This window comes from Microcystis sp. M49636_WE2 (assembly GCF_030065375.1).
Classification (GTDB): Bacteria; Cyanobacteriota; Cyanobacteriia; order Cyanobacteriales; family Microcystaceae; genus Microcystis; species Microcystis aeruginosa_C.
Genome location: NZ_JASJFG010000231.1, coordinates 1 through 10,797 on the forward strand (window position 1 = coordinate 1; position 10,797 = coordinate 10,797).

Genomic DNA, 10,797 nt, shown 5'->3' on the forward strand with positions numbered 1-10,797 from the left:
AATTCCGGTAGCGGTTCGGGTTAAACCCATTGCTTGGTCAAAATGGGCGAAACTCACCCGTATTTGTCCTTGATAAGTGCCAATGCTGGCCACTCGTCCCGCTTGGTAGGTGGAAATCAACACTGAGAGGTCAAGCTGGTTGAGTAATTCCGGCAGATTGAGGCTGTACTCATAATTGACCGGCACTGCTTGGCGCTGAGATGGACTCGCTGCTGGCTCTTGGGTATCTGAAAACTGGTTAGTCTTGGGCGGCAAGCTGTCCATAGAGTTTTTTTTGCATCGATTAGAATCGATTGTGATAATTGATTATTGTTTATGGTTTGTTGACTAAGGGGTTCTAATTAATCCCCCCTTGCCCCCCTTAATAAGGTTTGATCCCCCCTTGCCCCCCTTAATAAGGGGGGTGGTGATGGGTTTCAGTTGGCATTAATGGGGTTCATTATAGACAAATTAATCAATATTATTTATAAACTTTTCTTAACTTTTTTTGTATAAAATTTACCTGAACGGTAGTATTAAATACTTATGATTGAGTTTGTATAAAACACTTTTGCAATTTAAGCTTGTGTATAAAGTTTTATACACAGATTCAACATTTCTGGTCACTAAGCCACAGCAAATCCCGTATATTTGCGTATTTTAGGATAACGAAAACCCAGGACTATATCTTCTTTGGGAATACCTGCCTCCATCAAATCAGTAGCTATGCCTTCCTCCGTTTCATCACATTGAATCCAGACTTTATCGACAACCAAGCTAAGGTGAATTGGTGTTGCATGGAGATACTTATTGCCACTCCAACCGAAATCTAAAACTAGATAATGTCCTCGTTCATCATCAAATATAACCTGAGAAGTGTAGCCATCAGGTAAAGTAGCACGATAGTTAGCATGATTCTGGAGAACAGTCTTAATAATACCTTGATATTTTAATCGGGTATCCATTGCACGATTACCTCACTTTCATCATCAAAGACAATTAATTTCACAATCTGATTCTTTAGCAATACCTGCCCTAATTCTATACTAAAAACACTGTTAAAAGTTGGCTGAGATATGGCCAGATAAAGAACTCGCTCAACTTTCATCTCGTTAAGGATTTGACGATACAAGACGTACTGCCCCAAAGCTTGCTGTAAATCCTTTACGTCAGACTGTCCTACAAAGCTTTTCACTTCAACGACAATTTTCCGCAATTCTTTCTCCGCACTGATTAAGCGTTCTGCTCCCAAATCAGCGGATAAACGCTTCTTGCCAATTTGAAGTGGAAAAGGATCGTGAGTGATTGCCCACCCGTCCTTCTCTAAAGCAAGTTTTACAGTGTCGTGGTAAATATCTCTTGCAGACACAAAAATTCAGAGGATAAATACTCTAATCAGCAGTATAGCAAATTTTTCTGTTCTCAAGACCTCTTGTAAAAATCAAAAGACGAGTGCCTACAGCAATTCCGGTAGCAGTTCGGGATAATTGACCGGCACTGCTTGGCGCTGAGATGGACTCGCTGCTGGCTCTTGGGTATCTGAAAACTGGTTAGTGTTAGGCGGCAAGCTGTCCATAGAGTTTTTTTTGCATGGATTAGAATCGATTGTGATAATTGATTATTGTCTATGGTTTATTATGGTTTCAGTTGGCATTAATGGGTTCTATTATAGACAAATTAATCAATATTATTTATAAAGTTTTCTTAACTTTTTTTGTATAAAATTTACTTGAACGGGAGCATTAAATATTTATGATTGAGTTTGTATAAAACACTTTTGCAATTATGGAATTTTGGAATTGACGAAATCTAGCCAAGAATTTAACTTAAGCTTATTCTTTTGGATATAAACTTGATTCTAGAAAAACTATTGGTAATCAGAAAATGCTGACTTCATCGCCTCCTAATCTCTCGCAACTTGCCCTTTTATTTCTCAAAATCGGGATTATCGGTTTTGGCGGTCCGGCTGCCCATATCGCTTTAATGGAGGAAGAAGTGGTTAAGCGTCGCGCTTGGATGACTAAGGAGCGATTTCTCGATTTGGTGGGGGCAACTAATCTGATTCCCGGTCCTAATTCCACGGAAATGGCCATTCATATCGGTTATATTTTTGGTGGTTTAGCGGGTTTAATAATCACGGGGGTTTGTTTTATCACTCCTGCGGTGTTAATTACGGGTTTTCTAGCGTGGATTTATACTAACTACGGGACTTTACCCGATGTGGCTCCGATTTTTGCCTGGATTAAACCGGTAGTAATTGCGGTGATTTTTCAGGCACTCTGGCGCTTAGGCAAAAAGGCACTAAAAACCCGTCAATTACTCTTCATCGGATTGGGAGTTATCGGATTATTAATCTTAGGTTTAAATGAAGTTATCGCTTTACTGTTAGGCGGAATTATCGGGATGTTTATCCTAAAAAAATTCGCTACCTTTCCCCTGATTGTGGCAGGAATAGGCGGTGCGACGGCGGTTGCTACTCCTAGCAACATCCCACCGACATTAACAGGATTAGGGCTATTTTTTCTCAAGGTGGGTAGTGTTTTATTTGGTAGTGGTTATGTGTTAGTTGCCTTTTTAGAAGGGGATTTAGTGCAGGGGAAAGGATGGTTAACCCAGCAACAATTATTAGATGCTATTGCTGTGGGTCAATTTACCCCCGGTCCAGTGTTATCCACAGCCACTTTTATCGGTTATCAAATATTAGGAGTATCGGGGGCAATTGTGGCGACTCTAGCGATTTTCTTTCCTTCTTTTATCTTTGTTTTATTACTTAATCCTCTTATTCCTAAGCTGAGAGAATCGGCTTGGGCGGGTGCTTTTTTAGATGCAATTAATGCTAGTGCCGTGGCTTTAATGGTAGCAGTAATTTTTAATTTAGCTCTAGCTACTTGGTTACAACCCTACGGTAATTTACCTTTTAATTTATTGGCTATCATTCTATCTCTTGTCTCTGGTATTCTTTTACTACGTTTTCAGGTTAATTCTACTTGGTTAATTCTGACTGGTGCGCTCATTGGTTTGCTATTGAAATAATTAGGTTAGGGGGAAATAAGTAAATGGTTCTAATTAAATAGATTTTGCCTTTAATCCCCCCTTGATCCCTAGGGTTGATTCAAGGTAGGGTTGATTTAAGGTAGGGTTGATTCAAGGTAGGGTTGATTCAAGGTAGGGTTGATTCATGAATCAACCCTACCCTTGATACCCGCTTAATAAGGGGGCGCTGATTCGTTAAACTTTTGCCATTGATGTAGTTGGTTTTCTGAGCTTTTCTACCCAGTTATAAATCTGATCGCGATTTAGTCGATAGCTGAGGGGATGGGCGATTAATCGAGCGCTACTAGCAAATAATTCGGCAATTTCTACTAAACCATTTTCGCGTAAAGTTCGACCGGTGGAAACTAGGTCAACTATCGCTTCTGACATCCCCGTAATCGGGCCTAATTCTACGGAACCATAGAGAGGTATAATCTCGACGGGAATATCTAAACGACGAAAATAATCCTTAGCACAATTGACAAATTTTGAGGCGACTTTACCGTGATGGGGAATATCTAAGGGACTTTGATAGGGACTATCAGCAGGGACAGCTACCGACATCCGACAATAACCAAATTTTAGGTCAATTAAATTAGCCACATCGGGAGATTTTTCCAATAAAATATCATAACCGGCGATGCCTAATTGTGCCTGACCGTATTCTACATAAACGGGGACATCTGTGGCTCTGACTAATAAGGCTTTCGCTTGGTTAGTGGGATCAGTAATCTGTAATTGGCGATTTTTTGAGTCAAGAAAGGCACTAAAATCTAAGCCAATTTTCTGAAATATTTGGATACTTTCGTTTAGTAAAGCACCCTTCGGTAAGGCAATTGTTAGCATAGAGGGAATTATGAATTATGAATTATGAATTATGAATTGGGTAGTGGGGAAATTGAACTAAAACCCCAAAACGCCAAAACCCCAACACCTAAAACCTGTCTCGGAGTCTCCCGACAGCTAAAATCATAACTGATAACTATCCATCTTTTTAGGTAGGAGAATTGCCAGATTCTTGCTGTTGCATGAGTGCCTGTTGCCTCTTGCCTTCAGAAGCTGATAACCGAGATGGCAGTAAGTTCTCTAATGACCACATCAGCTAATTGTAAATCTTGATGGGTTTCCGGTTGCCAACTAATTGCGATCGCAGCTGCTGATTTTGCCTGTTTAGCCATTTCCCAATCGGCCCTAGTGTCCCCCACCATCAGGGTTTTGTCCACTGCGGTCCCCAAAGCTTGACAGGTTTCTTGCAATAATAGGGGATCGGGTTTACTTAAACCTCGATCGCAGCCCTGGGCAATTTTAATATAATTTAATAGGCTATTTTCCTTGACAAATTGCTCCACTCGTGCTGTGGTATCGGAGGAAAGAATCGCCAATTGTAAACCGGCCGCGTGCAGATAACGAATTACTTCTAAACATTGGGGATAGAGGGGATTTAAGCGGGGGGGAACCTTTTCATCGGCCGCTTGAAAGGCTACTTTTGCGATCGCCATGGCCGTTAACCAATCCCGACCGGTGGAAGCAATACAACCGGCAGCGGCGATATGATTATCTCTGCGGCTGCCCACTGCCATTAAACCAGCAGGATTGAGACTATTTGCCCCAATACCGAAAGTTTTAGTTAATAAAGACTCTAAACCAGGGATTCGCGATTCAATGGCTTGTATCCGGGCTATAGCTCGATCGTACCAGAAAGCTCGCGAATCCTCTAGCGTACCGTCCTTATCAAAAACAATCCCTTGAATATCTCTAAATTCTCGATTACCACAGCGAATTATCGGCAAATAAACCCCCTTATTTTTATTGAATGTCAGCCATCATTTTAGCTTTCAGGAGGCAGGATTCAGGAGACAGGATTAAGGATTCAGGAGATTATTTTTTATTTATTCTCCCCACACCCCACACCCCACACCCCACACCCCACACCCCACACCCCACTTCCCAATTCATAATTCATAATTCATAATTCCCTATACCTTTTAAACAGGATTTAGCATTACTCCTCAAAAGCGGCTTTTTGCTGACGGACTAAATCGACACCGCGGGAAGTTCCCAGACGGGTGGCCCCGGCCTGGATAAGAGCGAGCGCTTGTTCTAGGGTGCGAATTCCGCCGGATGCTTTAATTCCTACCCGGCCTTTGCTAATTTCCTTGAGAAACTTGACATCGCTAACCGTTGCACCTCCAAACCAGCCGGTACTGGTTTTTAGATAACTCACTCCTGCATCCATGCAAATTTCTGCCGCTAAACGTTTCTCGGTGTCTGTTAGTTGCGAGGTTTCCAGAATCGCTTTTACCGTCTGGCCAGTTTCCTGACAAATACTAGCAATTTCTTGGAATAATTCCTCGGATTTCCCATCTTTTAGCCAACCGAGATTAATAACGACATCTAACTCCTTAGCGCCATTATCTACAGCTTCTAAAGCCTCATAACGTTTAACTGCGGAGGTAGTGGCCCCTGCGGGAAAACCAATCACGGTAGAAACTAAAGTTTTTTTGCCGTGGAGTAACTGCACCGCTTGCTTAACGGCAGCGGGATAAACGCAGACGGTGGGAAAATGATATTGATCAGCCTGTTGACAGTAAGCCTCTAATTGTTCACTGGTGGCGGTGGGGATGAGGAGAGAATGGTCGATATATTGTGCTAAATCTAGATCAGAATCGGTGATAGCCATTATCTAAGCCTCAATATAGTCAATCGATCGCTATTTTCTCATTTTATGGAAGTCACACAGCAAAGTCATCTCTCGTTAACCTAGAAATTCAGAGACTAGCAAAAATCCAGTAACCTAGGAAGAAACCGTCACAAGTGAAGACTAGGAGACAATAGACCTATGTTAGAAGCGTATCATCAGCACGTTGCCGACCGAGCGAAATTAGGTATCCCTCCCCTTCCCCTCAACGCTCAACAAACGGCGGAATTATGCGAAATACTCAAAAATCCGTCCGAAGAACTCAAAGGAGAATTGCTGACCCTGCTGCGTGACCGTATTCCCCCCGGAGTTGACGAAGCGGCCTACGTTAAAGCGGGATTTTTAACAGGAATTGCCAAAGGTGAAATAAAATCTAACGTTATCTCCCCCCAGGGTGCGGTTAGCTTACTGGGAACCATGGTAGGTGGTTATAACGTTCATTCTCTGATTGAACTGCTGAAATCCAGAGATATTAATATCGCCGCCGCTGCTGCCAGCGCTTTAAGTAAAACCCTGCTGGTATTCGACGCATTTAACGAGGTTTTGGAATTATCCGACACCAATCCCTATGCTAAACAGGTTATCGATGCTTGGGCCAATGGCGCTTGGTTTATCGCTAAACCGAAACTTGCTAAAGAAATTACCGTCACCGTTTTCAAAGTACCCGGGGAAACCAATACAGATGACCTATCTCCCGCTCCCCACGCCACCACCCGGCCCGATATTCCCCTTCATGCTTTGGTTATGTTAGAAACCCGTCAACCCGGGTCCTTAGAAACCATTGCCGAATTGAAAAAATTAGGCCATCCGGTCGCCTATGTGGGGGATGTGGTCGGGACTGGTTCCAGCCGAAAATCGGCGATTAACTCGGTTCTCTGGCATATTGGCGATGATATTCCCTTTGTGCCTAATAAACGTGCTGGTGGCTATATTTTAGGCAGTAAAATCGCCCCTATCTTCTTTAATACGGCCGAGGATTCCGGTGCTTTACCGCTTGAATGCGATGTTAGCCAAATGAACACGGGGGATGTGATTAAAATCTATCCCTACGAAGGCAAAATCACCAACGAAGCGGGCGCAACTATTAGCACTTTTAGCCTCAAACCTGAGACAATTCTGGATGAAGTGCGCGCCGGCGGTCGTATTCCCCTCTTAATCGGTCGCAGTCTCACCGATAAAACCCGTCACGCCTTGGGACTTGAGGCTAGTACCCTATTTACTCGTCCAACTATGCCTAATGACACGGGTAAAGGTTACACCCTAGCGCAAAAAATGGTCGGCAAAGCTTGCGGTTTACCCGGGGTGCGGCCGGGTACTTCCTGTGACCCGATTATGACCACGGTAGGGTCTCAGGATACCACCGGCCCGATGACCAGAGACGAGTTAAAAGAGTTAGCCTGTTTAGGTTTTAGCGCCGATTTAGTCATGCAGAGTTTCTGTCACACGGCAGCCTATCCCAAACCGGTTGATATTCAAACTCATCACCAATTACCGGACTTTTTCTCTACCCGGGGTGGGGTGGCTTTACGTCCGGGAGATGGCATTATTCATTCCTGGTTAAATCGGATGTTATTGCCGGATACGGTGGGGACTGGCGGCGATTCTCATACTCGTTTTCCCTTGGGAATTTCCTTTCCTGCGGGGTCGGGTTTAGTGGCATTTGCCGCCGCTTTGGGAGTAATGCCTTTGGATATGCCGGAATCGGTTTTAGTGCGTTTTACGGGGGAATTACAACCAGGTGTAACTCTGCGCGATATTGTTAATGCTATTCCCTACGTCGCCATCCAAGAGGGTAAATTAACCGTGGAAAAACAGAACAAAAAAAATGTTTTTAACGGTCGCATTATGGAGATGGAAGGGCTGCCGGATTTGAAATTAGAACAGGCTTTTGAGTTAACCGATGCCACGGCGGAACGTTCCTGTGCTGGTTGTACGATTAAGTTAAGTACGGAAACAGTGGCGGAATATTTACGCTCTAATGTGGCCCTGTTAAAAAATATGGCGGCCCGGGGTTATAGTGATGCTAAAACTATCCTGCGTCGGGTAGCAAAAATGGAACAATGGTTAGCTAATCCCGTCCTGATGGAGGCTGATAAGGATGCCGAATATGCGGATATTATCACCGTCAACTTAAGCGAGATTAAAGAACCCATTGTCGCCGCACCCAATGACCCCGATAATATCAAGTTAATGTCGGAATGCGCCGGGGATAAAATTGATGAGGTGTTCATCGGTTCTTGTATGACTAATATCGGTCATTATCGCGCCGCCGCTAAGATATTAGAAGGTGCAGGAGTTGCTAAGGCTAAACTGTGGATTTGTCCCCCCACCCGCATGGATGAAAAACAATTGCGCGATGAGGGAATGTATGGCATTTTTGCCGCTTCTGGGGCCCGTACCGAGATGCCTGGATGTTCCCTTTGTATGGGTAATCAAGCGCGGGTTGAAGACAGAGCGACGGTATTTTCTACCTCGACTCGTAACTTCAATAATCGCATGGGAAAAGATGCGCGAGTCTATCTCGGTTCCGCCGAATTAGCGGCGGTTTGTGCGCTGCTAGGACGCATTCCCACCCTTGAGGAATACCTGGCAATTGTCACCGAGAAAATTAATCCTTTTGCTGGCGATTTATACCGCTATTTGAACTTTAATGAAATCGCTGGTTTTGAGGATGAAGGCCGGGTAATTCCCCTAGAAGATTTACCTAAGATTGAGGATATTTTAGGTATTCCTTCCGGTGTTTTGAGTTAGTTGACCGGTTATGGGTCATTTCGATCGAGGCGAAAGATTTCTTTTGATTTCGATCAAGATGACCCCTCTAACGATCGAATTTTCGACAATTATAGGATTTTTTTCGATATACGGAATGACAACTCGATAAAATAAAAATATGAAATTCGAGTGGGATCGACAAAAGAACCGAGCGAATATCATCAAGCACGATCTAGACTTCGCGGACGCGCAGCGGATATTTGAACATCCCATTCGAGTTTCCCTTGACGAACGAGAAAATTATGGCGAAGATCGATTGATAGGAATCGGTACGCTCGATGGCCGAGTGGTAGTTGTCGTTTTTACAGAACCGAGTAGAGATACAATTCGTATTATTTCACTTCGTAAAGCTTTACCCTATGAACGAAAACGATATGAACAATACCTCCGAGACGAATTGGGAGAAAGTTGACGCTCTTACGGAAGAGGAAATCGACACATCCGATATTCCGCCCTTAACCGAGGAGTTTTTTAGTAAATCGCGGTGGTGGAAACCTGTAGAGAAAGTAAATGTTCTTGTTCAAGTAGATCCCGAAACCCTAGCTTGGTTTCAATCACAGGGCGAGGATTGTGAACAAAAAATGTCCGCCGCTTTACGGATTTATGCGGAGGCTCACAAAGTATAGTCAAGTTTAGTTCGGGTACAAGCCACACAATAAAAAAGTTCGCTATCATTTTGAGCGGGATGAAAAGCCACACAATCTCATTTACCAATAAATCGCCTTAAATGAAATGATAAAAGTGAGTACGAAAAATTATGATTATAGATGTACCGACTGGAGATGATTTTAAATCCTCTGGCATTGATTTTTTAAATCTGGCTTGGGATACGCTGATAAGTTTATCTACAAAACTTAAGGATGCGGAATATTTTTATAATGTGTATTATAGCGATGAGAATGAAGAAGTAATCGATCAATTGTCATCTGAGCAATATTGGAAACAAGCACAACGTCCATTGAGTACAGCCCTTTCCCTTATTCAACAAGGAACCGAATTTCGGTTCTTCGGTTTGTCTTATGCAATGGACGGGGTTATAAGGGATGAAACCCTTATAGAAACAGACATTACTGCGATTTTTGTCAATTGTTTGCGATCTGGAGCGAACTAATCAATTAAATCTCTTGCCAGATAAGGATTTAGTCGATTTATGCCACCCTATCGAACCATACCAAGTAACGAAGAACCATTGTAATAAATATCTTGTATGTATTAATTTCTTTATTTTTTTAATCGGACAAGAAATCTACGAAAAATTTTTTGCTCAAGCTGCCATACAAATAATCTTGCAAAAGTATCAAATTTTATTGTTAATTGTTGACACTAATCAGGAGGAATAGTTCAATGGATAAACTAAATTATTATCAAAGCATAATCAAGAAAATTCTCACAGAATATGCAGAAATTTCCTCACAAGTACCCGATCAAGACATAGAAAAAAATATTGATTTTTGACCATAATAGAAGCCAATATCTTTGGTTTAATATTGGCTGGAAAAATGGCAAACGAATTAAAGCGATTTCCGTTTATCTTCGTCAAAAAAATGACAAAATTTATATTGAAGAAGATTGGACAGAAGCAGGTATCGCCACGGAATTAATGCGCGTAGGAATTCCCAGTAGTGAAATAGTTTTAGCTTTTCAACCTCCCGAAGTGCGTCAGTTTACCGAATTTGCGATCGCCTAAAAATCATTCTTTACTTTCTCGTCAGATGAGGAGTAGCTAAAATCGAATATTTAAATATACTTGTTTCCAAGTCATTTCTGTCACTTCATCCTTGGCTCGCCGGTTCAAGAGTTAGATATTTTCCGAGCAAAAGTGCTACAATGTAATCTTAGGGGTCAAAACAATCAAGGAGAAGAGCATGGTCAGCAAAATTGATCGCCAAGCATTTTTACAATCCTTAATCGTGCCACCGGGTAAAGAAATTTCTCTGCACAAAGACTACGATCCCGGGTTTAAGCCAGACTACATTACCAAAGAAGATGCCACTTTGCTGCTGCAACAGGGTATCGAAAAAATGGCCGAGTTTCAAGATAAACTCTATGCCCAGGATACCTATGCCCTGTTAATTAATCTACAAGCCATGGATGCGGCGGGTAAAGATGGTACGATTAGACACGTTATGTCGGGCTTAAATCCCCAAGGCTGTCAGGTATTTAGCTTTAAAGTACCCTCGGCCGAAGAACTAGATCACGATTATCTCTGGCGATATTATAAAGCTTTACCGGAGCGAGGTCGTATCGGTATTTTTAATCGTTCCTACTACGAAGAATTATTAGTCGTGCGCGTCCATCAAGATTTATTGGAACGG

12 protein-coding genes and 3 pseudogenes are annotated in these 10,797 nt (G+C 42.6%); 8 read left to right on the forward strand and 7 right to left on the reverse strand.

Annotated features, from left to right (window positions below):
- The 4 genes and pseudogenes from PX484_RS05445 to PX484_RS25660 all read right to left on the reverse strand — a co-directional run.
- Window positions 1-264, reverse strand: a pseudogene (locus PX484_RS05445) (DUF4915 domain-containing protein); the annotation flags it as partial.
- Between the two features lie 341 nt (window positions 265-605).
- On the reverse strand, window positions 606-944 hold the full coding sequence (locus tag PX484_RS05450) for a XisI protein (protein ID WP_002732736.1): 339 nt from the start codon (window positions 942-944) through the stop codon (window positions 606-608).
- Window positions 929-1,348 (reverse strand): element excision factor XisH family protein, encoded by a 420-nt coding sequence (locus PX484_RS05455; protein WP_002764234.1) that lies wholly within the window; start codon window positions 1,346-1,348, stop codon window positions 929-931. Before PX484_RS05455 ends, PX484_RS05450 begins: the two co-directional genes overlap by 16 nt.
- 93 nt (window positions 1,349-1,441) lie before the next feature.
- A pseudogene (locus tag PX484_RS25660) lies at window positions 1,442-1,555 on the reverse strand (TIGR03032 family protein); the annotation flags it as partial.
- A gap of 308 nt (window positions 1,556-1,863) precedes the next feature.
- Here PX484_RS25660 and chrA point away from each other — a divergent pair.
- The gene (gene chrA / locus PX484_RS05460; protein ID WP_287669301.1) at window positions 1,864-3,012 is read left to right on the forward strand and encodes a chromate efflux transporter; all 1,149 of its coding nucleotides are present in this window, start codon (window positions 1,864-1,866) and stop codon (window positions 3,010-3,012) included.
- A gap of 195 nt (window positions 3,013-3,207) precedes the next feature.
- Here chrA and hisG read toward each other — a convergent pair whose 3' ends face one another.
- The 3 genes from hisG to deoC all read right to left on the reverse strand — a co-directional run bounded on the left by hisG (window position 3,208) and on the right by deoC (window position 5,692).
- Complete coding sequence (gene hisG / locus PX484_RS05465) at window positions 3,208-3,858, reverse strand: ATP phosphoribosyltransferase (protein ID WP_287669299.1); 651 nt, start codon at window positions 3,856-3,858, stop codon at window positions 3,208-3,210.
- A gap of 206 nt (window positions 3,859-4,064) precedes the next feature.
- Entirely contained in the window at window positions 4,065-4,802 is a 738-nt protein-coding gene (locus PX484_RS05470) for an HAD family hydrolase (protein ID WP_002801430.1), read from the reverse strand.
- A 212-nt stretch (window positions 4,803-5,014) separates the two neighbouring features.
- Window positions 5,015-5,692 carry a deoxyribose-phosphate aldolase gene (gene deoC, locus PX484_RS05475; RefSeq protein WP_002801431.1) on the reverse strand — a complete coding sequence of 226 codons (678 nt, stop codon included), beginning with the start codon at window positions 5,690-5,692 and terminating at the stop codon, window positions 5,015-5,017.
- Window positions 5,693-5,851: 159 nt separating this feature from the next.
- On the opposite strand from deoC, the gene acnB reads away from it, so the two are divergent.
- From acnB to PX484_RS05505, 7 genes and pseudogenes are all read left to right on the forward strand, one after another.
- Window positions 5,852-8,461, forward strand: coding sequence for a bifunctional aconitate hydratase 2/2-methylisocitrate dehydratase (gene acnB, locus PX484_RS05480; RefSeq protein ID WP_288103095.1), 2,610 nt, complete (start codon window positions 5,852-5,854; stop codon window positions 8,459-8,461).
- Window positions 8,462-8,600: 139 nt separating this feature from the next.
- A complete protein-coding gene (locus tag PX484_RS05485) occupies window positions 8,601-8,894 on the forward strand; it encodes a BrnT family toxin (RefSeq protein ID WP_002735016.1) in 294 nt (97 codons plus the stop codon).
- The gene (locus tag PX484_RS05490) at window positions 8,842-9,108 is read left to right on the forward strand and encodes a BrnA antitoxin family protein (protein ID WP_002746336.1); all 267 of its coding nucleotides are present in this window, start codon (window positions 8,842-8,844) and stop codon (window positions 9,106-9,108) included. The genes PX484_RS05485 and PX484_RS05490 overlap by 53 nt, the downstream gene beginning before the upstream one ends.
- Window positions 9,109-9,239: 131 nt before the next feature.
- A complete protein-coding gene (locus PX484_RS05495) occupies window positions 9,240-9,593 on the forward strand; it encodes a hypothetical protein (RefSeq protein WP_287669290.1) in 354 nt (117 codons plus the stop codon).
- A gap of 13 nt (window positions 9,594-9,606) precedes the next feature.
- Entirely contained in the window at window positions 9,607-9,822 is a 216-nt protein-coding gene (locus PX484_RS25665) for an element excision factor XisH family protein (protein WP_110545937.1), read from the forward strand.
- 4 nt (window positions 9,823-9,826) lie between these two features.
- Window positions 9,827-10,169: pseudogene (locus PX484_RS05500) on the forward strand (XisI protein).
- A gap of 178 nt (window positions 10,170-10,347) precedes the next feature.
- On the forward strand, window positions 10,348-10,797 hold a 450-nt coding region (locus PX484_RS05505), incomplete at its 3' end, for a polyphosphate kinase 2 family protein (RefSeq protein ID WP_502882698.1).

Bases quoted from the DNA above. Each gene is read 5' to 3' on its own strand.
- PX484_RS05450 (WP_002732736.1), bottom strand. From the start codon at position 944: ATGGATACCCGATTAAAATATCAAGGTATTATTAAGACTGTTCTCCAG.
- chrA (WP_287669301.1), top strand. From the start codon at position 1,864: ATGCTGACTTCATCGCCTCCTAATCTCTCGCAACTTGCCCTTTTATTT.
- hisG (WP_287669299.1), bottom strand. From the start codon at position 3,858: ATGCTAACAATTGCCTTACCGAAGGGTGCTTTACTAAACGAAAGTATC.
- deoC (WP_002801431.1), bottom strand. From the start codon at position 5,692: ATGGCTATCACCGATTCTGATCTAGATTTAGCACAATATATCGACCAT.
- acnB (WP_288103095.1), top strand. From the start codon at position 5,852: ATGTTAGAAGCGTATCATCAGCACGTTGCCGACCGAGCGAAATTAGGT.
- PX484_RS05485 (WP_002735016.1), top strand. From the start codon at position 8,601: ATGAAATTCGAGTGGGATCGACAAAAGAACCGAGCGAATATCATCAAG.
- PX484_RS05490 (WP_002746336.1), top strand. From the start codon at position 8,842: ATGAACGAAAACGATATGAACAATACCTCCGAGACGAATTGGGAGAAA.
- PX484_RS05495 (WP_287669290.1), top strand. From the start codon at position 9,240: ATGATTATAGATGTACCGACTGGAGATGATTTTAAATCCTCTGGCATT.